Origin of the sequence: Actibacterium mucosum KCTC 23349, assembly GCF_000647975.1 — a bacterium.
Lineage (GTDB): Bacteria > Pseudomonadota > Alphaproteobacteria > Rhodobacterales > Rhodobacteraceae > Actibacterium > Actibacterium mucosum.
In genome coordinates, this window is sequence record NZ_JFKE01000003.1 from 469366 (window position 1) to 494958 (window position 25593).

The following is a 25593-nucleotide window of genomic DNA, read 5'->3' on the forward strand; positions in this document are numbered from 1 at the left end:
TCAGCTGTCGGAATAGGAAACAGTAGGCACGCCGCGTTTCAGCCACCCGGGCCCAGCGCGCGATCCCAACATCCCTTCGGGGATGTCGATGATATGGGTATAGCCGGCATCGGTCAGACGCTCGGTCATTTTGCGAGACCGCACACCGCGCGCGCAGATCAAGGCGATAGGGACCGTCCGGTCGCCCCCTGTGGCCTTGTCCAGCGCGGCAATGAAGTCGAGCCGTCGCATATCCAGCGGCACTGCCCCCTCGCCCACTCCGGTTTCGGCCCATTCGTCGGGGCGTCGAATGTCGACCAAGGTAATGCGGCCGGCGGTGGCGTGATCATGCGCCTCGGGCGGGGTCAGCAGGTCGCCCTCGACAGACACGCGCATCACATATGACCGTCCGGCAAAGGCGGCACCTGCGCCCAACACAACAACACCACCACCAATAAGGGCATTTCGCCGACTGAGAAGTTCGCGGGACATGTCTGTACCTCGATCTGTTGCAATAACTTGCACGAACCCTAGCAGCCGCTGGGCGACGGTGCGAGCATGCGACAGCGATCTCTCGTAACTGTGAAACCTTCGTTAGGTGGTTTCGCCACGAAAGCGCGCCGCGTCAGACCGCAGGATCGGCAGAAAGTAGTCCAAGAATGCACGAACACGCGGATTGGTACGCAGGTCTGGATGGGTCAATGCCCAAAGCTCGATTTGCGGTTTTGGCGCACTACCCGGCACGCGTTCTAACCTTTTGTCAGGGTCGCACAGATAGCACGGCATCCAAGCCATCCCCTGCCCTGCCTGCAAAAGCGACAGTTGCGCCAATTCGTCGGAGGCCCACACACCGATGGGCGCCTGTGGCATTGGGCCGCTTGGCAGCCAATGCGAGGTTTTGTTGTCTTCGGCCCATCCGATCCAGCATGGATCCGTGGCCTCGCGCAGGGAGATATGCCGATAATGTGCGAAAGACACATCAAACAGCCGCACGCCAACAAGCGTGTCACCGGGATCGGTTGAAAACCGCAACGCCACGTCTGCCTCGCGGCGTGACAAGTCGCGAAAAGCGTTTCCAAAAGAGAATGACAACCGAATGCCCGGATGCAGGACCAAAAACCCCGGCAAAAGCGGGGTGAGGTAATGCGAAAAGAACGCCTGGGTCGTGGTGATCCTGAGCGTACCGTCTGCCTGTAACTCGCGCCCCGCCACGTGTCGTTCGGCATCCGCAATCAACTGGTCCGCCTGCGCAATAGTGCTCAGGTAATCACGTCCCGCAGATGTCGGCCGATACCCTGCCGGTCCGCGTTCAAACAGCGCAACTTTCAGGCGGTCCTCAACCTCGGTCAGGCGCCGTCGAACTGTGGAATAGTTCACCCGCAAGACCCGCGCGGCCTGTGTTAGCGAGCCGGTACGTTCAATGGCAAGCAGCAGTTGGTGTGTTTCAGGCATCATCCATGACTACGCAATTTTCAACATAAGGTAACTATGCAAATTTGCGGATACATAAGGCAAGCCTGCACAGTTTCCTGCACGCCCTGGCCCCCCAGATTTGTGTCACCAAACACAAATGGAGACTTAGAATGAAACCTATGAAAACAGCCCTCGCCACCTTGCCCGCCCTTTTTCTTGGCACGGCCGCCTTCGCCGACTTCACTGTTCCTGCCGGAAGTGTCCTGCAACTGCTGTACTTGGACCTGAAGCACGGCCAGCACGATGCCTATTTCAACGACTATGCCCGGCCGCTTGACCCCGTTGTCGCCGAACATGGCGGCGTGTGGCATGCAGTCTTTGATGTGATTGGCGTACATGAAGGTAACCTGAAGCCCGACTATGTTTCGATGATCGCGTGGCCCAGCACCGAGGCGTTCCGTACTTTCCTGTCTGACCCGCGTGTTCAGGAAAATGCCGCTATCCGCGACGGCGCTGTGCGTGAAATGAAGTTCGCTTTGCACGATGTTCCCGCCCCGATCGAAATTGACACCACAACCAAGGGCAAGGTTTACGAGTTCTTTGGTGGCAACATGGCGTCGCCGGATTCGCCGAAAATGCTGGGCACTTTCTTCCAGAACGTGATTCCCACAGCCCTGACGTATGGCCGTGAAACGCTGGCCGAATTGCCGCCGAGCAATTTTGACAAGGACACGTTTGAACATCAGGTCAGTGGCATCGCAGGTTGGCCTACGGCGGCCGAGTTCAATCAGTTTGTGACAACCGAAGTGTTTCAGGCAAACATCAAAGAACTGCGGGATCCCGCAATCAACGACCTGTTTCTGATCAATACAATGGTCAGCGACCGTTAACCTCGGCGGCCAGTGCAACAAAATCACTGGCCACGATGTCCCAATCGGCCTCGGGCTGCAAATCGGCCTGCTGTTCGGGGCCGTATTCTGTGGGTCGGGCCACAAACCCTGTCCGCAAACCTGCATCGCGCGCCGCCATCAGGTCATCGTTATGCGCGGCAACCATCATCACCTGCCCGGGCGGCAGGTCCAACGCGGAACAGGCGGCCAGATAAACCTCGGGCTTGGGTTTGTAGTCCCGGGCAATGTCCGCACCCAGAATACAATCCCAAGGCAGCCTCCCATATTTGGCCAGCCGCGTCATCAGCGCGATGGACCCGTTCGAGCATGGCGCGATAATCCGGCTCTGTTTCAGGTGCTTTAGCCCCTCAACGACATCGGGCCACGGGTCGAGCTTTTCCCAAGCCGCATTCAGACTGTCCGGGGCGATGACACCAATCCTGTCGGCGACGCGATGTAGGTTTTCTAGGTGCAGCACGTCCAACGGCACATAGCCCCGATCAGCGGCTCGAATCCTCTCCATTGCCGGTTGATATTCACCGCGCCAGGCATCAGCAAACGCCAGCGCGTCAACACGCGGCAAGTCCGCCGCAACCTCGCGCGCAACCGAACTGCGCCAATCCACGCAAGTGCCGAATACATCGAAAATCAGTGCCTGAACCATGCGTTCACTTTGGCCGCAGGACGCGGTACTGACAACCCGTTTTGACGCTGTTCACCCGCGCTCAGTTGGCAACAGCGTTTAGTGAACGTGGTCAAATCCGCGCCTTACAGGTCTTTCGCAAAGTAGTGCAGGTGCGGGCGTAACATGGGCTGGTCCCTGTAAGTTGTTGTTTCAAGCGGTTCGGCCAATTCGACGAAGCCCAGCTTTGGGTACAGGTTCCGCATCTCTACATTGGGGGTCAGTGTATCCGCAATCAGCCGCTTTAGTCCCATGTCGCGCGCAACCTTCTCGCGCATTTCGATCAAGGCCCGCCCTGTTCCGGTTCTGCGTGCGGTTTCGGTGACAAACACCCGCTTCAGCTCGCCTGTTTCATCGTCAAGGCGTTTCATCATCCCACAGCCAACAATATGCCGAGCGTTGTTACGAGCAACAACAAGACAGCCTTTTGGTGGCAGGTAATCAGCCGAATTGGCCCAGAATTCGGCAAGCGCGCTTTGCGGGGCGGCGGGATCAATATCGAAATTCATGGCCTGCATCCGTTCAACCACAAGGGCATAGTATTGCACTAGGATGTCGTTCAGTTCGTCTTTTGGTGGCACAGCCGTGCACAGTTCGATCGTGATGTCGTCCATCTTGCCCCCCTTACCCTTGTACAAAATTCTCGCAAGCTTGGCCTTCTGGTGCAATCTTATTCCGCAACTCCTGGGCAGTTAACTGTTGATGCGCAAGCCTTTGGTGGCGCCCGCAAACGGTTGCAGGAAACGAAAAAACCCCGCCTATGAAAGGCGGGGTTTTCAAGGTTAATGGCTTTGCATGCCGATCACTTCAGGATCGACGTGCCCGCGTATTCGGCTGTTTCGCCCAGCATTTCCTCGATCCGGATCAGCTGGTTGTATTTGGCCAGACGGTCCGAACGGCTAAGCGAGCCGGTTTTGATCTGGCCGCAATTGGTGGCCACGGCCAGGTCGGCGATGGTGGCGTCCTCGGTCTCGCCCGAGCGGTGAGACATCACGTTGGTGTAGCGCGCGCGGTGGGCCATATCGACAGCTTTCAGCGTTTCGGTCAGCGAGCCGATCTGGTTCACCTTCACCAGCATCGAGTTCGCCACGCCTTGCGCAATACCGTCGGCCAGACGCGCCGGGTTGGTCACGAACAGGTCGTCACCCACCAGCTGTACCTTGTCACCGATCATGTCGGTCAACAGCTTCCAGCCTTCCCAGTCATCCTCGTCCATGCCGTCCTCGATCGAGATGATCGGGTAGTCGGCGCAGAGGTCAGCAAGGTATTTGGCGTTTTCTTCCGAGGTCAGCGATTTGCCTTCGCCGGCCAACTCGTACTTGCCGTCCTTGTAATACTCGGACGACGCGCAATCGAGCGCCAGATAGATGTCTTCGCCCAGCTTGTAGCCCGCTTTTTCAACAGCGGTCTGGATGAAATCCAGCGCCACACGCGTGCTCTCCAGGTTCGGGGCAAAGCCGCCCTCGTCACCGATGCCGGTGTTGTGGCCTGCGGCGGACAGCTCTTTTTTCAGGGTGTGGAACACCTCGGCGCCCATGCGGATCGCCTCTTTCACGTTCGATGCCGACACGGGCATGATCATGAATTCCTGAATGTCGATCGGGTTGTCGGCATGCTCGCCGCCATTGATGATGTTCATCATCGGCACCGGCAGAACGCGCGCCGAGGTGCCGCCGACATAGCGGAACAACGGTTGCGTGGTGAACTCGGCCGCCGCTTTGGCACAGGCCAGCGACACGCCCAGAATGGCATTGGCGCCCAGACGACCCTTGTTCGGGGTGCCGTCCAGTTCGATCATGGCGGCGTCGATGGCGACCTGCTCGGTTGCGTCCATACCCACCAGAGCCTCGGCAATCTCGCCGTTCACGGCAGCGACGGCTTCCAGCACGCCCTTGCCTTTGTAACGGTCGCCGCCATCACGTTTCTCAACAGCTTCATGCGCGCCGGTCGATGCGCCCGACGGTACGGCCGCGCGGCCCATGGTGCCGTCTTCCAGAATGACGTCGACTTCGACGGTCGGGTTCCCGCGGCTGTCCAGAATCTCGCGGCCCACAATATCAATGATTGTGCTCATATCGGTCCCTCTAAAATGTGTTCGGGCGGCCCGTCAGGGACCGCCCGTGATGTGTTACAGAAGCTTGCCCATTGCAACCGCTGTATCGCTCATTCGGTTCGAGAAACCCCATTCGTTGTCGTACCACGACAGGATGCGCACCATGTTAGCGTCCATCACCTTGGTCTGATCCAGATGGAAGATCGACGAGCGCGAATCATGGTTGAAATCCATGCTCACCAGCGGCTCGTCGGTGTAACCAAGAATACCCTTCAGCGGGCCGTCAGCGGCGGCGATGATGGCGGCGTTGATTTCCTCAACCGTGGTGTCGCGGCTGGCTTCGAAGGTCAGATCCACAACCGACACGTTCGGGGTCGGCACGCGGATGGCCACACCGTCCAGCTTGCCGTTCAGCTCGGGCAGAACCAGACCAACGGCCTTGGCGGCACCGGTCGAGGTCGGGATCATCGACATGGCAGCGGCGCGGGCGCGGTAAAGGTCTTTGTGCATCGTGTCCAGCGTCGGCTGATCGCCGGTATAGCTGTGGATGGTGGTCATGAAGCCACGCTTGATGCCGATGGCGTCGTTCAGCACCTTGGCCACGGGCGACAGGCAGTTCGTAGTGCACGAGGCGTTCGACACAACCAGGTCGTCTGCGGTCAGCGTGTCGTCATTCACACCGAACACGATGGTCTTGTCGGCCTGTTTGCCCGGGGCCGAGATCAGAACGCGTTTCGCGCCGTTTTCCAAATGCGCCTGGCAGGCCTCTTTGCTGGTGAAGATGCCGGTGCATTCCAGAACCACGTCCACGTCCGACCAGGGCAATTCGGCGGGGTTGCGGATGGCGGTCACGCGGATGGGGCCACGGCCCACGTCGATGGTGTCACCGGCCACGGTGACCTCGCCGGGGAACTTGCCGTGCACCGAGTCATACCGCACCAGGTGTGCGTTGGTTTCAACCGGGCCCAGATCGTTGATGGCGATCACTTCGATATCAGTGCGGCCGCTTTCCACAATGGCGCGCAGGACGTTGCGGCCGATGCGGCCAAAGCCGTTAATGGCAACTTTAACAGTCATGTCAGGTTCCTTTCGGATAGGTGGGTCTGTGTTTGGGTCATTGCGGATCAGTCTCCGCAACGATGAGGTTCACATCGGCGTCGCGCAGCGGCACCGCCATGTCTTTGGGCAAGGCCTGGCTGGTGATCACCGCATCGAAATCACGCAGATCGGCGATTTCGTGCAGCGCGGTGCGGCCAAATTTCAGATGGTCAACCAGCAGGTAACGTTTGGTGCCGGCGGCGATCATCAGGCGTTTGATCTTTACGAATTCATGGTCCTGGTGGAACGCCGTGGTGCCCTGGATTGCAGGGCTTGAGATAAAGGCCACATCGGCCCGCAGGCGTGCCAGCGCCTCTTCGGTGATGATGCCGTAAAAGCCGTTGTATTTCTTTGAATAGGCCCCGCCCAGCGCGATCAGCGTCACGCCGGTGACCCCGATCAGGGTCTGGATGACCGCGTGGTTGTTGGTGATCACCGTGATCGGACGCTTGTCCGGCAGCATGTCAGCCAGCAGACCGGCGGTGGAGCCATCGTTGACCAAAACGGTCATGCCGGGCTCCAGCATCTCGATTGCAGCGCGCCCGATGCGTTTCTTTTCCTCGGCCCCGCGGCGCTCGCGATAGCGATAGTCGGATTCAAACTGCGAGCTTGTCTCGATCGAAGCGCCGCCGCGCACCTTGCGCAACAGCCCGGCCTCTTCCAGATCGTCCAGATCGCGGTGGATCGTCATCTTGGACACGCCAAACTGGCTGGCCAGATCTTCCAGCGTTACCGACCCCTGAACCATCAGCAGGTCGACAATTTGCTGTCTGCGATCTTCGAGTTTCACGGATGCCTCCTGGCGCTTTGTTAGCGCTCGCTGAGGCGTATGTAACAAAACTCGTAACGTAATCAAGTTAAATTTGTTATTTTGGTGTTATGTATTGTGATTTTCTGCAAAGCGGCGTATGAGGCCCTCGACCTATTGGAGGACGCTCATGCCCAAAGACGTAATTATTTCAGCTGCCGAAGAAAAAGATCCCGCAAATTTTGCCCTGGCCAACTGCATCCGCGCCCTGTCGATTGACGGAGTCGAGGCTGCCAAGTCCGGTCACCCGGGTGCCCCGATGGGTATGGCCGACGCGGCGGCAGTGCTGTTCTCCAAACACCTGAAGTTCGATGCCTCGGCTCCGCTGTGGCCGGATCGCGACCGGTTCGTGCTGTCGAACGGCCATGGCTCGATGCTGCTGTACAGCCTGCTGTATCTGACCGGGTACGAAGACACGACGATCGAGCAGATCAAGAATTTCCGCCAGTGGGGCTATCACACCGCGGGCCACCCTGAATACGGCCATGCCGGCGGGATCGAGACCACCACCGGCCCGCTGGGCCAGGGGATTGCCACAGCCGTGGGCATGGCGCTGGCCGAACGCCGCATGGCCGAAGAGTTCGGCAGCGATATCGTCGACCACCGCACCTATGTCTTCCTTGGCGATGGCTGTCTGCAGGAAGGTATCGGCCAAGAGGCGATCAGCCTGGCCGGCCACCAGAAGCTGAACAAGCTGATCGTTCTGTATGATGACAACTCGATCACCATCGACGGCGACACGTCGATCTCGTTCTCCGAAGATGTGCCTGCCCGCTTCCGCGCCTGTGGCTGGAACACGCTGGAATGCGACGGCCACGATGCCACCGCGCTGGATGCCGCGTTGACGCAGGCCAAGGACAGCGACAAACCCACGATGATCGCGATGAAAACCGTGATTGGTTTTGGCGCGCCGACCAAAGGCGGCACCGCCAAGGTGCACGGCTCGCCTTTGGGTCCGGACGAAGCTGCCGCCGCCAAGGCGGCGCTGGGGTGGGATGCCGAACCTTTTGACGTGCCCGCCGATCTGCTGACCAAATGGCGCGACATCGGCGCGCGCGGTGCGGCGGATCACGCCGCGTGGCTGGCCAAGTTCGACGCGCTGGATGCAGACCTGCAGGCCGAGTTCACCCGCCGCATCAACGGCGAGATGCCGCCCGAGCTGTCGGATGCCGTGGCCGGCGCCAAGGCCGCGCTGTTTGCTGAACCGCAGAAAGTGGCCACCCGCAAGGCCAGCCAGATGGCGCTGGAAACCCTGACCGAGGCCCTGCCCGAGATGATCGGCGGCTCGGCCGACCTGACCGGATCAAACCTGACCCGCGTGCCGGCCGTCGACAGCCAGTTCACCGCCGACCACGCGGGCCGTTACATCGGCTATGGCGTGCGCGAGTTCGGCATGGCCGCCGCGATGAACGGCATCGCGGTGCATGGCGGGCTGATCCCCTATGGCGGCACGTTCCTTGTGTTCTCGGACTATGCGCGCAACGCGATCCGGCTGTCGGCGCTGATGGAGATCGGCACGATCTACGTGATGACCCATGACAGCATCGGTTTGGGCGAGGATGGCCCCACCCACCAGCCGGTGGAACACGTGGCCAGCCTGCGCGCCATTCCGAACCTGAACGTAATGCGCCCGGCAGATACGGTGGAAACGCTGGAATGCTGGGACATCGCCGTGCGGTCGCGCAAAACGCCGTCGCTGATGGCGCTGTCGCGCCAGGGCGTGCCGCAGCTGCGTATGGATGGCACCGAGAACCTGTCGGCCAAGGGCGCCTATGTGATCCGCCAGTTCGGCGAGGGCCGCGACGTGACGCTGATTGCCACGGGCACCGAAGTGTCGCTGGCGGTTGAGGCCGCCGAGGCGCTGCATGCCGACGGGCTGAACGTCGCCGTTGTGTCGATGCCGTGCTGGGAGCTCTTTGACGCCCAGTCGCCCGACTACCGGGCCGCAACGCTGGGCGACGCGCCGCGCATCGCGGTTGAGGCGCTCAGCACCTTCGGCTGGACCCGCTATGTGGCCAGCGAGGATGACGTGATCGGGATGCGCGGTTTTGGGGCTTCGGCGCCGGCCAACATCCTGTATGAGAAGTTTGGAATCACCAAAGAGGCCATCGTGGCCCGCGCCAAGGCGCTGACCGGAAAATCCTAAGGAGACCTTTTGACATGAAATTCTTCGTAGACACCGCCGAAGTGGATGCCATTGCCGAGTTGAACGACTATGGCCTGCTGGATGGCGTGACCACCAACCCATCGCTGATCGCCAAATCGGGCCGCGACTTCAAAGAGGTCATCGCCGAGATCTGCGCGCTGGTCGAAGGCCCGGTTTCGGCCGAGGTTGCCAGCACCGAGTTCGACGGCATGGTTGCCGAGGGCGAGCATCTGGCCAAGATCGCCGACAACGTTGTGATCAAGCTGCCGCTGACGCTGGACGGACTGAAAGCCTGCCGTCACTTCACTGCCAAGGGCATCAAAACCAACGTAACGCTGTGCTTCTCGGCCAACCAGGCGCTGCTGGCGGCCAAGGCTGGCGCCACCTTTATCTCGCCCTTTATCGGCCGTCTGGACGATCTGAACATCGACGGGATGGAGCTGATCGAAGAGATCCGCGCGATCTATGACAATTACGGATTCGAGACCGAGATCCTGGCCGCCTCGATCCGCTCGGCCAACCACGTCAAAGACTGCGCCATTGCCGGTGCCGATGTGGCCACCATCCCGCCCGCGGTTATCAAGGGCCTGGCCAACCACGCCCTGACCGACAAGGGCCTGGCGGCGTTCGTGAAAGACTGGGCCGCAACCGGTCAGTCGATCCTGTAAGCCTGCCTGCAAAAACCAAGCGGCCCGATCCTGTCGGGCCGCTTGTGCATTACTGCGATGTCACGAGCCAAAGCTTTTGGCCAGACGCGCGTAATACAGGTTCTCGGACACCTCGTCGGCCACCTTGTCACCGCCGATCTGACGCAGCAGCTCGAACGCGGCCGCATAGCTGACCATCGAGCCGTTGCTAGTGATCACGTTCTTGTCCACCACCACGGTCTCGTTCATGTCGATCCGTACCCGCGGGTGGTTCAGCTTCAACCAGATCTCGCCGCCCGGATAGGTTGTGGCGCGCACACCGTTCAAAAAACCGGCCGCCGCCAACACGTAAGCCCCCGAACAATTGCTGGCCAGCCAGTCGGCGACCTCGCCCCGTGCGCGGATGAAGTCCATAAACGCCGTGTCGTCCAGAACCGGGTCCATGTCATAGGCGCTGCCAACCAACAGCACGTCCAGCTCGGGCGCGTCGGCGACGCTGTAATCGGCCACAAGGGTCAGCCCCTCGTGGGTTGTGACCGTGCCAGCGGTGGTGCCGATGGTGACAACCTCCAGCGTGTCCAGCGTCTCGTTCGCGATGGCCGAGCCAAACACCTCCAGCGGCGCGGTCACGTCGCTGGTCAGCACGCCGTCAAACAGCATCACGCCGATGCGGGTTTTCTTGGCCTCGGTGTCGGCCATGGCTGGCGAGGTCAGCGTCAAGGCACAGGCAAGGGCCAGACCAAGGCCGCGCAGAATACGCCCCGCCGTTGCGGCGCGGGCCTTTGTGGATCGAAGATTGAACATCATGAGATTTTCCCGAAATGGTTGAAATGCATCGCAAAACTGCCGATCACGGGCGCGCGGATCAAATGAAAGCTCGGTGAAAAATCCGCGCCACACCGCGCCGCGCAGAGCCCGGGTTCAAAAACTGCTGATAGCGCAAAAATTGCAACCAAATCAGCGCGTTACCGACAATCTTCGGTGCAAAGAAACTGTTGCACACCGCACTCGTTCAACTCTGCGCTAGCTGCCGGGCCCCTATAGCCCGGTTTGCCACGCAATCGGCCCAATTTCGCCGATCCCCCATACGTCAGCGCAAAAGTTTGTTCAGCTTGGCGATTGTCACAATCGTTTTGCACAAGTCGGCCAGACCGGCGCCAATCCGGCATTCGCTTTTCTGCAGAACGCCCAGTGACCACCATTTAGGGAACAAATGATGACTGTTATTTTCCAGGAAGGTTTTGAAACCGACGGCAATGGCACCCGCTATGTGACTTCGGTAACCGAATTTACCGACGGCACCGGCGATTTCTTCATCCGGACCGACGGCAGCAACATTGGCAGCTTTTACCAGGTGGCAGGCCAGGAAGGCAGCAGTTGGTTTGCCGTGATGGACACCGATGGCGAGGCACCGTTTGCCACCACGCTGACCATGGAATTCAACGACATCAACATCGCCGGGTTCAGCGATCTGCAGATCTCGGGCCTGTTTGCCGAGGATGACGACGGCTCTAACCAGGACTGGGATGCCGACAGCCTGGTCTTTATCGAAGTGTCGATTGACGGCGGCGGGTTCGTGAAGGTTCTGCAATTTGCAGCCACCGGCGGCACCAATACCGAACCGGGCCTAGATCTGGATTTCGACGGCACCGCCGACAGCACCCTGCTGACCAACACATTCCAGACCTTTATGGCCGATATCGCGGGCACCGGCGCGTTGTTGGATGTGCGCATCACTGTTGAGAACCTGAATGCCGGCGACGAGGATATCTCGTTCGACGACATCCAGGTCACCGGCACCGCAGCGCAGACCACCGTGCTGAACGAAACCTTCGACGACGCCTCGGGTTTCACCACCTCAACCGGGTTCTTCTCGGATGGCGGGTTTGACTATTTCGGCATCACCGATGGCGCCGGCAATGGCGACTTTGGCGCAGGTTCGACGCCGTCGGGTGAAAAAGCGATCACCGGCAACGACGGCAACTATCTGGTTGGTATGGACCTGGACGGCGAAGGCGCCAGCCTGCCCGTCACCGTCACCTGGAGCGATCTGGACATCACCGGCCTGACCGATCTGAGCTTCACCGGCAGCTTTGCCGAGTTCTTTGACAACCCCGGCGACATCGACGCGGCTGACTTCATCCGCATCGAGGCCAGCATCGACGGCGGCCCGGTTCAGACGGTTCTGGAATTCCGCGGCGCCGATTTCTCGTCGTCCTCCAGCCCCTCGAACGGCATCTTCCGCGTCGACACTGACGGCGACGGCATCGGCGACGGTGCGTCGCTGTCCGAGGCCCTGGCGGCCTTTACCGCCGGCATCGACGGCACCGGCAGCTCGCTGGACCTGAGCCTGGTTGTTTCGGTCAACTCGGGCGACGAAGACTTCGCCGTTGACAACTTCCAGATCGTTGGCGCCGGTGGCGGCACCCCGCAGCCCGGCGTGATCGCCCGCGCCGGCGATGGTGTTTCGGTCAGCGAAGAAGGCGAGACCATCGACACCTTCACCGTCGAACTGGCCACCACCCCGTCCGAGGGTGTGACCATCACCATCGCAGCACCGGATGCGCAGACGCTAGTGTCGACCGACGGCGTGAACTTCGCCGCATCGGTACAGGTGAACCTGTCGGACACCACGCCCGAGACCATCACCGTAAAGGCCGTTGACGATGCCGTGGACGAAACCACGCCGCATACCGGCAACCTGACCTTCACCGTGTCCAGCGGCGACAATGGCTATGACGGGCTGGCCGTCAACAACCTGACGCTGAACATCGAAGACAACGACTTCTCGATCACCAAGATCCACGAGGTTCAGGGTTCGGGCGATGCCTCGGCCATGATCGGCCAGGAGGTGACCATCGAAGGCATCGTGGTTGGAACCCTGACCGACGGGTCGGGCAACATCTCGGGCTATTACCTGCAGGAAGAAGACGCCGACGCCGATGGCGACGCCGCCACCTCCGAGGGTATCTTTGTCTTCGCCCCGGGTGCGGATGTTGCGGTTGGCGACCAGATCCGCGTGACCGGTGACGTGGACGAGTTCAACGGCCTGACCGAACTGACCAACGTGTCAAACAGCCAGACCCTGCAATCGGGCATGACCCTGCCCACCGCCACGCTGATCACCATCGGCACCGATGGCTACGAGGCCGTGGAAGGCATGCGTGTTGAACTGGTGTCGGGCGGCGAAGACCCGCTGACCGTGATCACCAACTTCAACCTGGATCGCTTTGGCGAGGTGCGCGTGTCCGAAGGCACCCAGACCCAGCCCACACAGATCCTGGACCCCGAGACCCAGCAGGAAGAGATTCAGGCGCTGATCGAGGCGAACGAGTTGGGCAGCCTGACCATCGATGACGGCTCAACCGCGCAGAACCCTGATATCTATCGCCTGATCGACAGCGGCGACGGCACCCCGCTGGACCCGACCGACGTTCTGACCGAAGCCGGCCCGACCCTGCGTCTGGGCACCGAGGTGACGTCGATCACCGGGGTGATGGACGAACGTTTTGGCGACTATCGTCTGCAAGCCGACGGCCCGCTGGATCAGGTCGAGGGCAGCAATGACCGCCCGACCGAAGCACCTGAGGTTGGTGGCGACCTGAAAGTGGCCAGTTTCAACGTGCTGAACTTCTTCACCACGCTGGACGAAGGCTCGAACGGCACCGGCCCGAACGGTGATCTGAACCCGCGCGGTGCAGACAATGCCGAAGAGCTGGCCCGCCAGACCGCCAAGATCGTCGCCGCTCTGGTCGAGCTGGACGCCGATATCATCGGCCTGCAGGAGCTGGAGAACAACGGTTTCGGCGAAGGCAGCGCCATTGCCACGCTGGTTGACGCGCTGAACGCGGAACTGGGCGGCGAGGTGTACGGTTTTGTTGATCCGGGCGTTGATTTCGTCGGCACCGACGCGATCACCACCGGGCTGATCTACAAGATCGACGAGGTCTCGGTGGCTGGTGCCGATGTGCTGGTGTTTGACGAACCCTCGGCCGACACCACCTTCGCCATCGCCGAGCAGATCCAGGCGATCACCAACGATCAGGAAGTTGGCGATTTCGACCGCAACCGCCCGGCCGTAGCCGCCACGTTCGTGGATGAAAACGGGGCCGAGATCACCATCGCCGTCAACCACTTCAAATCGAAAGGCCCCAGCGGGCTGGACGATCTGCTGGAAGACGCGATCAACGCCGGTGTCAGCCAAGACCTGATCGACGCGCTGCTGGCCGACCCGAACTTTGACCAGAACGATGGCCAGGGTTTCTGGAACCAGGTGCGCACCGACGCCGCAGCCGAGCTGACAGAATGGTTGGCCGGCAACCCCACAGGTTCGACAAGCCCGGAAAACGTGCTGATCCTTGGGGACTTGAACGCCTATGCCAAGGAAAACCCGGTATCCGAGATTACCGAGGACGGGTTCACCGATCTGGCCGCGGAATTCATCGGCGAAGATGCCTATAGCTTCGTCTTTGACGGCCAGCAGGGTACGCTGGACTACGGCCTGATCAGCGGTGATCTGCTGGACAATGTCACGGGCGTGGCCGAATGGCACATCAACGCAGACGAACCGGACCTGTTGAACTACGACAACAGCTTCAACAACCCGGCGTTCTTCAACGACGATCTGTTCGCCTCGTCGGATCACGACCCGCTGGTGATCGGCATCACGCTGGATATGCCGACGGTTACAACCCGGTTCGACTTCGACACCAATGATCGCGGCTTCTTCGGCCACCTGATCACCACGGTTGGCGACTACGCGCCCGACGCCAGCTTCCTGCCGAAGTTTGCCAAGGCGGTGGCGGATCAAAGCGCGGGTCTGATGATCAGCTCTGCAGTTGACGGGGCTGCACCGATGGGACGCCCGGTTCAGGCGTCGTTCATCAATGGCTTCGGCGAGGGCATCGGCATCACCACGTTCGGCTCGGACACGTTCGGTCCCAAAGGTGACGCGCGCCTGATCGACGGCAACGAAGAACTGATCGTGGACCTCGCCCCGACCGGGGACTTTGGCGACGCCGACGAGATCTTTATCGAGTTTGGCACAATCCGCGGCGAAGGCTCGGTGACGCTTGAGTTCTATGATGAAGGCGAGTTGGTCGACATGGTCGCCGCCGACATCGTTGATGGCGTCATTGCCTATGATCTGGAAGGTGATGCCAGCTTTGACAGCGTCGAGATCGGCGTGACCGACAGCTTGGCCGTGTCGATCACCGCGATCGAAGTTGAACGGTTCGAGGCGGACGAGTTCGCCTTCGTCTGATCCAAAATCCGAGGCCGGCCTGATGAAACAGGCCGGCCTCACTCTATTGTGACTGGCCCCGCGTGGCTTTCCACGCGACGCTCGCCCCGGTTCAATGCGGGACGATGTCATGAAGAAAAAACGATCTACCCCGAAACGAAAGAAACAAGCCGACGATATGGCCCGCGCCGCCACGCAGGCGCAACAGGAAAGCCGCCGCCGGTTTTTGCGCTTGTTACGAACCGGCGCAATTGCTGTGCCCATTGTTGGGATCGGCGGGCTCTTCTCGGTCCGGGCGGTGCAGGCGACGATCCATGAAAACGATCTGACCCGTGTTGGTCAGGGTGTGCCCGCCATTGTGCAGGTGCACGACCCGCAATGCCCCCTTTGCCAGCAGCTGCAACGACAGACCCGCAAGGCGATGCGAGGATTTGAGGAAGACGAGGGCATCTTCCTTGTCGCCAACATTGCCTCAGCCGAAGGCAGCGCCTTTGCGGCACGTTACGGTGCGCCGCATGTAACCCTGCTGCTGTTTGATGCGCGGGGTCGGATGCAGCAGGTCGTACGCGGCCCGGTTCAAGATGACGATCTGCGCGCCATCATCAGCGAGCATTTGGATTAGACGTTCCCCCCTCCCCTTTGGCGCGGCCTGTGCTAAACAGGCCTGAACCGCCACTAAGGGTCCCAAGGGCATGAGCACACTGATCTACATTCTGAACGGTCCAAATCTGAACCTTCTGGGCAAGCGCGAGACCGATATCTATGGCACCACCACGCTGGAAGCCATCGCAGACGAGTGCTCACAGGTTGGGGCCGAATTCGGGCTGCAGGTCAAAATGCTGCAATCCAATTCCGAAGGGCAGCTGGTTGACTGGATCCATGACGCGCGGGAAGAGGCGGCAGGCATCATCATCAACCCCGCTGCCTATTCGCACACCTCGGTGGCCTTGTATGACGCGCTGAACACGTTCGACGGCCCGGTGCTGGAGGTGCATATCTCCAACATCCACAAGCGCGAGAAATTCCGGCACCATTCCTTTGTTTCGCCACGTGCAGAAGGCGTGATGGCCGGCTATGGCCCCCACGGATATGCCCTTTCGATGCGGCACATGGCGCGGCTGCTGAAATTGGGTTAGATCCCCAGGATCGGCTGCAAGAGACGCGGCAAACGGCTGTTGAACCGAAGCGGCGCGTCCGTAGCGGCCAGACAGATGCAGGGCTCTCCACCCGCAGCGATGGGAGTGTGATCGATTTCTTCGTCGGCAATTTCTACGTCGCCAACGCCGAACCGATCCTCGCCGTCGTAAAACGCGCCTTGCAACACCATGGTCATCTCAAGACCGGCATGGCCGTGGTCAGGCATGGCTTGCCCTGCCGGGATATGCAACAGACGCACGGTGCCGGCGTCGGACTTGTGCACAAGCGCCTGCTTTGCCCCCAACCCCACACCGCGCCATTTTGGTGCTTTGCCTTTCAGGGCCGCCATGATCGGTGCCGGGATCGGGCCTTGCGCCTTGTATTCCGGCTCGACCGGCGCGGGCGCGTCCAACTGGGCAAAGATCGCGTCGCGCATTGTGGCAGACACGTCCACCGGACCTTCTGCCTCCATCATCGTGCCGCCCAGCATCTGATAGCCTTCAACCTCGGCCCTGGCAGCGTCACACATGGACACATGTGCCGCAACGACCAGCGCATAGGGATGCGGCAATTGCCCCGCGGCATAGGCCGCCAGGATGTCGCTTGGGATTTGATGAGCAACCGTATTCATTGCGCTCGTAGTTCCTTCAAATCGTGCCGCAGCTTCTCCAGAGCCAACCGGATCCGCGACTTAATTGTGCCCAGTGGCAGACCGGTGTTCACGCGGATCTCGCCATGGGTCAGATCACCCAGATAGGCCTGTTCCACCATGGTGCGCTGCGCTTCGGGCAACTCGGCCAGGGCGGCGCGCAGTTGCGCGGCCTCTTGTTCCAATGCCAGCGCCTGATCGGCGGCGGGCTCGCAGCTGGTCTCTTGCGACAGTTCTTCGGGCACGGGGCGGGTTTCGCGGCGGATCACATCGATCTGCCGGTTCCGCGCGATCTGATAGATCCACGCCGAAACCTGCGCGCGCGCCGGATCGAACATCCCCGCCTTCCGCCACACGGTCAGCATCACATCCTGCACAACGTCCTCGGCCTGATCGGCGGCCATGCCGGACCGCATGATCATGGCCTTCAGCCGCGGTGCAAAATGATCGAACAGCCGACCGAACGCCGCACGGTCGCGCGCATCGCGCACCGCCAGCATCCAGATCGTCTGGTCCGAAAGCTCTTGTGTCGGCTTCAGCGCCGGGGCCTCCTTCAATCGTGTCACAACGGCCGCCGCCACGGGGGAAATCCCCGCGCTGTTTCCGTGCAGATCGTGGTCGTCAAAGGCCAGCATATCGTTAATACGCCGCCTGTCCAAAACTGGATCACTTTTTTTGATCCGCAATATGCAACTGCCCGTATAGTCAACATAATCAGAGCGGAGCCCCCATGTCATTTGATGCCCTACCCGAACGCCGACCCCGTATTGCGATTATCGGCGGGGGCATATCGGGACTGGCCACCGCTTACCTGTTGGCCGAGCAGGCAGACGTTACACTTTTCGAAGCATCCCCCCGACTGGGCGGCCATGCCCGCACCGTCATGGCCGGGCGCAATGGCAATCAACCTGTCGACACCGGGTTCATCGTTTTCAACTACGTGAACTACCCCCACCTGACCGCCATGTTCAAAGATCTGGACGTGCCTGTGACCCGTTCCGACATGAGCTTTGGCGCTACGGTCGATAACGGCGCCGTGGAATATGGGCTGCGCGATCTTCCTGCTTTGATCGGGCAGCGCCGCAATCTGTTACGCCCCGCGTTTCACCGCATGGTGCGCGACATCTTCCGTTTCAACGCCCGCGCGGAAGAGGCCGCAAGCGACGACAGTGCCACGATCTCGGACCTTGTGGGTGACCTGAAACTGGGTCGCTGGTTCAACGAATTCTACCTGCGCCCGGTCTGCGGCGCGATCTGGTCGACGCCACCGGCCGAGATCGCCAATTTTCCTGCCCGCGCTTTGGTACAGTTCTTTCGAAACCACGCGCTTCTCAGCCATTCCGGTCAGCACCAGTGGTGGACCGTCAAAGGCGGCAGCGTTGAGTATGTGACACGGCTGCAAGCGCATTTGGCCGCCAAGGGTGTTGATCTGCGCCCCGGCACGCCCGTCACCGGCGTGACCCGCGACGCACTGGGTGCCTCGGTTCATGCCGCAGGTCGAGAGCCGTTGCAGGTCGATCAGGTTGTGATGGCTTGCCATTCCGACAGAGCCCTGAAACTGCTGGATCGACCTACTGCTCTGGAAATCGCGGCGCTTTCTGCTTTGCGATATCAGGACAATCACATGGTTCTGCATTGCGACCCCGCGCAGATGCCACTGCGTCGGGCGTGCTGGTCCAGTTGGGTTTACAAGGCGGATCAGGCCCATCCGCAGGGCGGCATCGGCGTGACCTATTGGATGAACCGACTGCAGGGTATTCCAGACAACGACCCGCTCTTTGTCTCTCTGAACCCGGCCACAGACGTTGCGCCGGAAACGGTTTTTGACGAGAAAACATTTCGGCATCCGATCTTTGACGCCGCTGCACTGCGCGCTCAGGGTCAGATCGCAGCGTTGCAGGGCCAAAACCACACCTGGTTTGCCGGCGCTTACTTGCGTCACGGTTTCCACGAAGATGGTTTTGCCAGCGCGCAACGGGTGGCACGTGGGCTTTTGCAACAAGGCGTCCTCGCATGAACGCCGAGATAATTCCGGCGCGCACCTTTCATGCGCGCACCGGCGGGCCGAACAACCGTTTTGCCTATCGGGTGGATTACGTCCTGATTGACCCGGATGCCACGACGATGCCGTCGCTGTTTTCGCGCCACAAATGGAACCTGGCCATGGTTTTAGACCGCCACCACGGTGGCTCCCCGAACCGTGGCCAAGGTGCAGCCTGGGCCAGGGAGGTGTTTGCCGCCCACGGGTTGGCAAGCAGGCCCGGGCTGCGCCCGTTTCTCTTGACACAGCCACGATGGTTTGGCGTCGGGTTTAACCCCGTCAGTTTCTGGCTGATGATGGACGGCGACGACCTGCTTGGCGTGATCTCCGAAGTTACCAACACGTTTGGCGACCGCCATTCTTACCTCTGCCGACACCCTGATTTTGCGCCTATTCAAGCCACGGACACCTTGCAAACCACAAAAATTCTGCACGTCTCGCCCTTTCAAGATGTTGCGGGGCGCTATGAATTCGGCTTCGATATCACCCGCGACAGCCTGTGCATTCGGATCGTGCACAAAAACGCGGGCAAGGGTGTGGTGGCAACGCTGACCGGTCCGCGCCGCCCGTTGACCAATGGTGCGCTTCTGGGTGCGCTATTGCGACGGCCTTTAGCGCCGGTGCGCACCATAGCACTGATCCATTGGCAGGCGCTGAAACTATGGGCGAAAGGGGCACCCTACAAGACGCGCCCCACGCCCCCCGGGGAGGAAGTAAGCTGATGTATCTGATCACCAAACGGGTGAAATCCGATTTCCTGGACGCGTGTGCGCGGATCCAATCCGGCACTTTGCGCCTGACAACGCCAGAGGGTGACGTGCACCAATTCGGGGCTGGTCAGCCCGAGGCCGAGATGACCCTGCGCGACTGGTCTGTCGTAACGGCGTTGGCGTCACGCGGGGATATCGGGCTGGGCGAAACCTATGTGGCCGGTCTGTGGGAGACCCCGTCGATCGACCGCGTCATCCAGGTTGCCCTAATGAACCAGCAGCATTTTTCGCGATTTGTGCATGGCAGCCGGTGGAGCACGTTTAAATACGGTGCGGTGGACCGCATCCTGCGCGCCAACTCGCCCCGCGGCGCGTCGCGCAACATTCGGGCCCATTACGACGTGGGCAACGAGTTCTATCAGCTGTGGCTGGACCCCACGATGACTTATTCTTCGGGTATCTTCGCCGATGACACCGACGAGCCGCTGCAAGATGCCCAGACCCGCAAATACGACCGCATCCTGCAAAACCTGTCGCCCGGTGAAAACGTCTTGGAAATCGGCTGCGGCTGGGGCGGGTTTGCCGAACGCGCCGCCGAGCTGGGGCGGCGGGTGACCGGGCTGACGATCTCGCCCAGCCAAAAGGGCTATGCCGATGCACGGCTGGACGGGCGCGCCGACATCCTGCTGCAGGACTATCGCCAAGTCACCGGAACATTCGACAACATCGTGTCGATTGAAATGATCGAGGCCGTGGGCGAGCGGTACTGGCCCGTCTATTTCGACACGCTGAAACAGCGTCTGTCCGAAGGTGGCCGCGCCATGGTGCAGGCCATCACCGTGCCCGATGGCTATTTCGACACCTACCGCAAAGGCTCGGACTATATCCGGCAATACACCTTTCCGGGCGGCATGCTGCTGTCGGACAGCGTGATTACCAAACAGGCCGAAAAGGCCGGGTTGGTGGTGCGCGACAGCTTTGCCTTTGGCCGCGACTATGCCCGCACCCTGCGCCGTTGGCGCCGGTCGCTGGACGCCGAAGCAGAAAAAATTCGCGGGCTTGGCTATTCCGAGCCTTTCCTTCGTAACTGGCGGTTCTATTTGGACATGTGTGCCGCGTCCTTTGCCACCGGGCAGACGGACGTGGTGCAGGTTGAACTTGCCCATGCAGAGTAACAGGAGACCCCCGTGCTGATCGTTCTGGCCGTTCTTATCCTTGCCTTCGTGACCCTTGCGCTCTTGTGGCCGCGCCTGCTGAGCTTTCGCGCCCAGCGCCCTGGCGAGTATCAGACCACGCAGCCCGGGTTCGACATTCGCCGCCATTTCGACGGACCGATCAAATGCGAAGGTATGGTTTTTGGGCCAACCGGGCGCATGGTGGGCCGGTTCGTGGCGGATATGCAAGGCAGCTGGCAGGGGGCCAAAGGCACGCTTGCCGAAAGCTTTCGCTATGCGTCGGGCGCGGCTCAGAACCGGGAATGGCATTTGACCATGGGCGAAAACGGCGCGTTCACCGCCACCGCCGATGACGTGATCGGTGCCGCGCAGGGCCAACAATCGGGCGCCACGGTGCGCATGACTTATCGGCTGAAGTTGGACGAGGATGCCGGCGGGCACGTGCTGGACGTGACCGACTGGATGTATTTGATGGATGACGGCTCGATCATGAACAAATCCGAGATGCGCAAGTTCGGCATAAAGGTGGCCGAACTGATCGCCACCATGCGGCCTGCGCCCGGGCATGCTTGACACCAAAACCTATTGGCTGATCGGCGCGTCCGAGGGGTTGGGCCGTGCCCTGGCCAAAGCGTTGGACGCCGAAGGCGTGCGGCTGATCCTTTCCGCCCGGTCGGCCGAGCGGCTGGCATCGCTGGCCGAAACGCTGACCGCCGACGCGCAGGTGCTGCCGCTGGACGTGACCGACCCGCAGGCCGCACAGGCCGCGGCAAACGCGGTGCAGGCCGATGGCCTGATCTATTGCGCCGGGGCTTATGACCCGGTTGATGCGGCAGACTGGAACGCCCCGGCTGTCGCCCGCATGAACGGCGTGAACTATATGGGCGCGGCTAATGTTCTGGCCGAGATTGCCCCGCGTTTTGCGGCGCAAGGGGCGGGCCATATCGTTCTGATCGGCTCGCTTGCCGCGTTTCGCGGGTTGCCCGGCGCAATCGGGTACAGCGCGTCCAAGGCGGCGCTGTCATCGCTGGGCGAAAGCCTCTTTGCCGACCTGAGCCCGCGCGGGGTACGCGTGCAGATCATCCACCCGGGCTTTATCGACACGCGGCTGACGCAGAAAAACGGCTTTGCAATGCCGCAGATCATGTCACCCGAGGACGCGGCCGCCCAGACAATTCGCGCCATGCGGCGCGGCGGGCTGCACCACGCCTTCCCCGCGCCGTTTTCCTGGCTTTTCACGCTGGGCCGGTTCCTGCCGCCGCGCCTGTTTTATGCCTTGATGCGAGGGTCTTAGGCGAAGCTGGTCCAGACCGGCCAGTGATCGGACCCGCGCGCGGCGTCATCCACCCGACATTCAACCACTGCATCGGCAATGTCTGCCGTGACAAAACAATGGTCGATCCGCGTCTGCGCCTGCGGATGGGTGGATCCCGTGCCCTCGGCATGGCCGGCCATCACCCAGGCATCCACCAGCCCCTCGCGATTGGTCAGCCGGCCGTAACCGCGCGACATTGGCCCGATCAGCGCAGCGTATTCGTCGCTGTCAGGCGCAAAGTTCATGTCGCCCATCACGATGGCGCTGCGCGGCATAGGCGGCTCAGCCTCTTCGGTCCAACCGGCGCTGGGGTCGGGATGTCCGCCGCACCACGCGCCGCCCTCGGCGGGGGCACGTGCCAGAATACCCTTAAGCGCCTCAACCTGCGGCAGCCGCGTTTCGGGGCACAGATGGCTCAGATGCACCGAATAGACCCGCACCGGGCCTAGAACCGGCGTGTCGATCACACATTCCAGCACGCCCTGCTGGATCGAGTGATTGCGCCGGTCGCCCCATTTCGGCAGCAGGTGGTTGCGCGACGAGATGATCGGCCAGCGGCTGAAAATCGCGGTGCCGAACTGCTTGCGCCGATGCACGATGCGCCCGTCCTGGTCATAAGAGGCATCCATGTCCAGGTTGGCACCGAACATGTAGTGATGGCCGGGCAGATGCTCGGCCAGAACCGCCGGGCTGTCGACCATGCCCGAGCGCTTCCAGAACCGGTCAACCTCTTGCATCGCGATGATATCCGCCTCGGCCACTTCGCCCGCGATCCGCGCCAGATCGTAAACCCCATCGGCGCCAAGACCGTATTGGATATTATAGCTGACACATTTCATTGCAGTACCTTTCTGAGGTGATAGGCGAGTTCAGGATAGTCGATATTGAGGTAATTCACGTTCAGTGACAGCGCTCGGCGAAATGTGACCTCGTCCCGCAATGGCGTGAAGACCATCACTTCAAGACCCAGCGCGCGCGCAGCATCCAGCCGGTCGCCGGTCAGATCCGGTGCGTGAAACTCAACTATCTGCGCGTCATGGATTGCGCGGGCATCCTCGATGGACTGCAGGTCACGCCAGTTGACCATGCGCTTCATCCAAGGCGCAGCGTTGCGCATCGCCTCGCGCATTTGCGGCGTCTCGGAATAGGTGAAACAACGGTCCCGCAACCCGGCCTTCAACACCGCTTGTGCCACCGCATCCGGATCAGCCTGCTTGACCTCGATATAGAAATCAGCCACGCCGCTGAGGGTTTCCAGAAAGGCCGAAAAACGGGGCAATGGCTCGCCGGCAAACTCCTCGCTAAACCACGTACCCGCGTCCAGCGTGTCCAAATCAACGGCATCCATGTCGCTGATCCTGCCTTGGCCGTTCGTGGTGCGTTCCAATGTCAGGTCATGCAGCACGTAAAGCTCGCCGTCGCGCGATTGGCGCAGGTCAAGCTCAATGAAGTTTCCGCCCAGCATCGCGGCCATATGGCCAGATACAATCGTGTTCTCGGGGGCCAAGCGACACGCCCCCCGGTGACACACAATCTGTGTTTTCGTCATGATTCAATCCGCGTACCAATCAACTCGTGGTCCGACAGATACTCGCCGCGTTCCGAAACAGCCGCGTGCACAAATGGCGACGAGGATGTGACACCGCGCGTAAAGAGCCAATCCAGCCGGTTCAGCGGATAGCGAACCGGCCGGCCCGGCGCGGCGCGGGTGGTGGGGGCCCCGGTATTGGCACCGCGCCAGTCAAAACCGGCGGCGGCAAAATGGGCGAAACTGGGTTCAACCGGCTGGGGCGCGGCCAGAATCTCGGGGCCCGTCATCCGGGCCGCGCCAAAATCCTTGGTGTTCAGATCGCCGCCAATCACGCAGGGCCCATCGCCATAAAGCGTCTGCATCGCGCGCAGCATCACCTGCGTCTGCGCGGCGCGTCCGGTGGCGTCATCCTCGCTTTCGTAGTGCACCGCGGCCAGGGTCAGCGGCCCGCCAGGCAGGTCAACCTGCGCGGCGATGGCCATGCGCCCACCCACGCGGTACTGCCCGTCGCCCTTGGGAGAGGTGGCGAACCAATACCCTTCGTCCGCAACGGGGATCACCGCCACATTCGACAGCGGGAACCGCGACAGGATTGCATTGCCGTGCAACCCGTGCAGGTTGGTCTGCCCCGTGTGGGTTTCCGTTTCGAACGGATCGCCCAGACCCAGCTCGACAAACTCCACCCCGAATGCGTAGCCCATGCCCAGCGCATCGGCCAGGTCGCGGGTGGTGTGCCGCTGACTTGATCGTGCCATGCCCAGATCCATCTCGGTCGCCAAAACGATATCGGCCCCGGTCTGTGCTATCAGCGCGGCGGCATCCTCGACCCGTTTGCAGCGTTCGATGTTCCACGCGGCGATGGTCAGCGCCTGTTCCGCAGTGTCGTCTCCAGCGCGGTATTCGACGCTGTTCAGACAGGGCCAGTCGCGCAAATACCCCGCATGGGCGGCCGCGTCACCGCCGGCGTCGGTGGCCGTTACCCGCAGCGCGGCATCGGGCATCTGCAACTGGTCCACGGTTTGGGTGATCGGCTTACGCATGAGCCAGGTCCTTCCACGTCGCATGCGCGTCCGGAACACGCTGGCCATCTGGCGCAAACAGCAACGTATCAGCCGGGTCAAACGCCAGTTTCAGCATGTCGCCAAAGGCCCAGTTGGGCCGCGCCGTGGGTTCCAGAAACCGCACCTGGCCCAGCTCGGACTGCGCGGTGTAAAGCGTCTCGCGCCCCATCGGTTCCACATGCGACACGGTCGCGGGCACCCCGGTTTCGGCGGCCCGCAACAGCTCGGGCCGCAGGCCCAGCGTCACCGGACCGTCCACATCCAGCCGCAGCCCCGCCGCCGACGGATCAACCGCCAGCAGGTTCATCGGCGGCGAGCCGATGAAGCCCGCCACAAACAGTGTGTCGGGCCGCAGGTAAAGATCTTCGGCGCTGCCGGTCTGTTCGATCCGGCCGGCATTCATGCAGATCACCCGGTCGGCCATCGTCGTCGCCTCCAGCTGATCGTGGGTCACCAGAATGGTGGTCACGCCCAGCTCGGTCACGATGCGCCGGATCTCGGCCCGCATGGTCAGCCGCAGGGTGGCGTCGAGGTTCGACAGCGGCTCGTCCAGCAGCAACAGGTTGGGCCGTTTCACCAGCGCGCGCGCCAGCGCCACGCGCTGCTGCTGACCACCCGACAATTGGCTGGGCCGCCGATCCAGCAGCGGCGTGATCTGCACCAGTTCGGCCATCTCGCGGGCGCGCTTGTCGGCGTCGTCCACCTGTTTGAACCGCAGCGGGAACAGGATGTTCTGCAGCACCGACATATTGGGGTACAGCGCATAGGACTGAAACACGATGCCCACATTGCGGTCGCGCGGCTCTACGTCGTTCACCACCGCGCCGTCAAACCGGATCTCGCCGCCCGTGGGCGTGTAAACGCCCGACAGCATGAACAAAGTCGTCGACTTGCCACAGCCCGACGGGCCCAGGATCGCGGCAAACTCGCCATCGGCCAGTGTCAGGTCGATCCCGTCCACCGCCACGCTTGCGTCCCATGCCTTGGACAGGTTTCTCAGCTCGATCTCAGCCATG

Annotated in this window: 25 protein-coding genes; 11 read left to right on the forward strand and 14 right to left on the reverse strand. The window is 61.3% G+C overall.

The genetic code is table 11. The annotated features are described in order from the left end of the window. Both ACMU_RS08900 and ACMU_RS08905 read right to left on the reverse strand, forming a co-directional pair. Window positions 1-471, reverse strand: coding sequence for a rhodanese-like domain-containing protein (locus tag ACMU_RS08900; protein ID WP_035258508.1), 471 nt, complete (start codon window positions 469-471; stop codon window positions 1-3). A 102-nt stretch (window positions 472-573) separates the two neighbouring features. After that, a complete protein-coding gene (locus ACMU_RS08905) occupies window positions 574-1431 on the reverse strand; it encodes a LysR family transcriptional regulator (RefSeq protein ID WP_161635652.1) in 858 nt (285 codons plus the stop codon). Window positions 1432-1562: 131 nt separating this feature from the next. Here ACMU_RS08905 and ACMU_RS08910 point away from each other — a divergent pair, with 131 nt between their 5' ends. Beyond that, window positions 1563-2282, forward strand: coding sequence for a DUF1330 domain-containing protein (locus tag ACMU_RS08910; protein ID WP_035258512.1), 720 nt, complete (start codon window positions 1563-1565; stop codon window positions 2280-2282). Here ACMU_RS08910 and ACMU_RS08915 read toward each other — a convergent pair. The 5 genes from ACMU_RS08915 to ACMU_RS08935 form a co-directional block, all read right to left on the reverse strand. Further along, entirely contained in the window at window positions 2269-2946 is a 678-nt protein-coding gene (locus tag ACMU_RS08915) for a haloacid dehalogenase type II (protein ID WP_035258515.1), read from the reverse strand. The genes ACMU_RS08910 and ACMU_RS08915 overlap by 14 nt on opposite strands. Before the next feature lie 104 nt (window positions 2947-3050). Next, window positions 3051-3578: a GNAT family N-acetyltransferase gene (locus tag ACMU_RS08920; protein WP_035258518.1), complete on the reverse strand. Its 528-nt coding sequence runs from the start codon at window positions 3576-3578 to the stop codon at window positions 3051-3053. A 188-nt stretch (window positions 3579-3766) separates the two neighbouring features. Continuing rightward, on the reverse strand, window positions 3767-5038 hold the full coding sequence (gene eno / locus ACMU_RS08925; RefSeq protein ID WP_035258520.1) for a phosphopyruvate hydratase: 1272 nt from the start codon (window positions 5036-5038) through the stop codon (window positions 3767-3769). A 54-nt stretch (window positions 5039-5092) separates the two neighbouring features. Further along, a complete protein-coding gene (gap, locus tag ACMU_RS08930; protein ID WP_035258522.1) occupies window positions 5093-6094 on the reverse strand; it encodes a type I glyceraldehyde-3-phosphate dehydrogenase in 1002 nt (333 codons plus the stop codon). A gap of 37 nt (window positions 6095-6131) precedes the next feature. Beyond that, window positions 6132-6905 (reverse strand): DeoR/GlpR family DNA-binding transcription regulator, encoded by a 774-nt coding sequence (locus ACMU_RS08935; RefSeq protein ID WP_035258524.1) that lies wholly within the window; start codon window positions 6903-6905, stop codon window positions 6132-6134. A 148-nt stretch (window positions 6906-7053) separates the two neighbouring features. Here ACMU_RS08935 and tkt point away from each other — a divergent pair, with 148 nt between their 5' ends. Together tkt and fsa are read left to right on the forward strand one after the other, a co-directional pair. Then, entirely contained in the window at window positions 7054-9069 is a 2016-nt protein-coding gene (tkt, locus tag ACMU_RS08940; RefSeq protein WP_035258528.1) for a transketolase, read from the forward strand. A 14-nt stretch (window positions 9070-9083) separates the two neighbouring features. Further along, window positions 9084-9737, forward strand: coding sequence for a fructose-6-phosphate aldolase (gene fsa / locus ACMU_RS08945; RefSeq protein WP_035258531.1), 654 nt, complete (start codon window positions 9084-9086; stop codon window positions 9735-9737). A 60-nt stretch (window positions 9738-9797) separates the two neighbouring features. Here fsa and ACMU_RS08950 read toward each other — a convergent pair whose 3' ends face one another. Further along, the gene (locus ACMU_RS08950; RefSeq protein ID WP_051588196.1) at window positions 9798-10523 is read right to left on the reverse strand and encodes a DJ-1/PfpI family protein; all 726 of its coding nucleotides are present in this window, start codon (window positions 10521-10523) and stop codon (window positions 9798-9800) included. A gap of 409 nt (window positions 10524-10932) precedes the next feature. Between ACMU_RS08950 and ACMU_RS18740 the strand changes: the two genes are divergently transcribed. From ACMU_RS18740 to aroQ, 3 genes are all read left to right on the forward strand, one after another. After that, complete coding sequence (locus tag ACMU_RS18740) at window positions 10933-14979, forward strand: ExeM/NucH family extracellular endonuclease (RefSeq protein WP_161635654.1); 4047 nt, start codon at window positions 10933-10935, stop codon at window positions 14977-14979. A 109-nt stretch (window positions 14980-15088) separates the two neighbouring features. Further along, the gene (locus ACMU_RS08960) at window positions 15089-15580 is read left to right on the forward strand and encodes a thioredoxin domain-containing protein (RefSeq protein WP_152544565.1); all 492 of its coding nucleotides are present in this window, start codon (window positions 15089-15091) and stop codon (window positions 15578-15580) included. A 70-nt stretch (window positions 15581-15650) separates the two neighbouring features. Next, on the forward strand, window positions 15651-16094 hold the full coding sequence (aroQ, locus tag ACMU_RS08965) for a type II 3-dehydroquinate dehydratase (protein WP_035258534.1): 444 nt from the start codon (window positions 15651-15653) through the stop codon (window positions 16092-16094). Here aroQ and ACMU_RS08970 read toward each other — a convergent pair. Then, on the reverse strand, window positions 16091-16726 hold the full coding sequence (locus ACMU_RS08970; RefSeq protein WP_035258535.1) for a ChrR family anti-sigma-E factor: 636 nt from the start codon (window positions 16724-16726) through the stop codon (window positions 16091-16093). The two genes, aroQ and ACMU_RS08970, sit on opposite strands and share 4 nt — an antisense overlap. Next, window positions 16723-17244, reverse strand: coding sequence for a sigma-70 family RNA polymerase sigma factor (locus tag ACMU_RS08975; RefSeq protein WP_152544571.1), 522 nt, complete (start codon window positions 17242-17244; stop codon window positions 16723-16725). The genes ACMU_RS08970 and ACMU_RS08975 overlap by 4 nt, the downstream gene beginning before the upstream one ends. 230 nt (window positions 17245-17474) lie before the next feature. Here ACMU_RS08975 and ACMU_RS08980 point away from each other — a divergent pair, with 230 nt between their 5' ends. From ACMU_RS08980 to ACMU_RS09000, 5 genes are read left to right on the forward strand one after another with little or no spacing between them, the layout of a single operon-like run. Continuing rightward, complete coding sequence (locus tag ACMU_RS08980) at window positions 17475-18761, forward strand: NAD(P)/FAD-dependent oxidoreductase (RefSeq protein WP_035258537.1); 1287 nt, start codon at window positions 17475-17477, stop codon at window positions 18759-18761. Further along, entirely contained in the window at window positions 18758-19507 is a 750-nt protein-coding gene (locus tag ACMU_RS08985; RefSeq protein ID WP_035258539.1) for a DUF1365 domain-containing protein, read from the forward strand. Before ACMU_RS08980 ends, ACMU_RS08985 begins: the two co-directional genes overlap by 4 nt. Continuing rightward, window positions 19507-20670, forward strand: a complete 1164-nt coding sequence (locus ACMU_RS08990; RefSeq protein WP_035258541.1) for an SAM-dependent methyltransferase — start codon at window positions 19507-19509, stop codon at window positions 20668-20670. Before ACMU_RS08985 ends, ACMU_RS08990 begins: the two co-directional genes overlap by 1 nt. A gap of 12 nt (window positions 20671-20682) precedes the next feature. Next, on the forward strand, window positions 20683-21243 hold the full coding sequence (locus ACMU_RS08995) for a DUF3833 domain-containing protein (protein WP_035258543.1): 561 nt from the start codon (window positions 20683-20685) through the stop codon (window positions 21241-21243). Continuing rightward, complete coding sequence (locus ACMU_RS09000) at window positions 21236-21964, forward strand: SDR family NAD(P)-dependent oxidoreductase (RefSeq protein WP_035258545.1); 729 nt, start codon at window positions 21236-21238, stop codon at window positions 21962-21964. Before ACMU_RS08995 ends, ACMU_RS09000 begins: the two co-directional genes overlap by 8 nt. On the opposite strand, the gene ACMU_RS09005 is transcribed toward ACMU_RS09000, so the two are convergent. Genes ACMU_RS09005 through ACMU_RS09020 form a run of 4 tightly spaced genes read right to left on the reverse strand, consistent with a single transcriptional unit; the run spans window position 21961 to window position 25592 of the window. Then, window positions 21961-22824, reverse strand: a complete 864-nt coding sequence (locus ACMU_RS09005; protein WP_035258546.1) for an endonuclease/exonuclease/phosphatase family protein — start codon at window positions 22822-22824, stop codon at window positions 21961-21963. The two genes, ACMU_RS09000 and ACMU_RS09005, sit on opposite strands and share 4 nt — an antisense overlap. Next, a complete protein-coding gene (locus ACMU_RS09010; protein WP_035258547.1) occupies window positions 22821-23534 on the reverse strand; it encodes a glycerophosphodiester phosphodiesterase in 714 nt (237 codons plus the stop codon). The genes ACMU_RS09005 and ACMU_RS09010 overlap by 4 nt, the downstream gene beginning before the upstream one ends. Next, the gene (locus ACMU_RS09015) at window positions 23531-24556 is read right to left on the reverse strand and encodes an endonuclease/exonuclease/phosphatase family protein (RefSeq protein ID WP_051588199.1); all 1026 of its coding nucleotides are present in this window, start codon (window positions 24554-24556) and stop codon (window positions 23531-23533) included. Before ACMU_RS09015 ends, ACMU_RS09010 begins: the two co-directional genes overlap by 4 nt. Further along, on the reverse strand, window positions 24549-25592 hold the full coding sequence (locus ACMU_RS09020; protein WP_035258549.1) for an ABC transporter ATP-binding protein: 1044 nt from the start codon (window positions 25590-25592) through the stop codon (window positions 24549-24551). Before ACMU_RS09020 ends, ACMU_RS09015 begins: the two co-directional genes overlap by 8 nt. Between the last annotated feature and the right edge of the window lies 1 nt (window position 25593).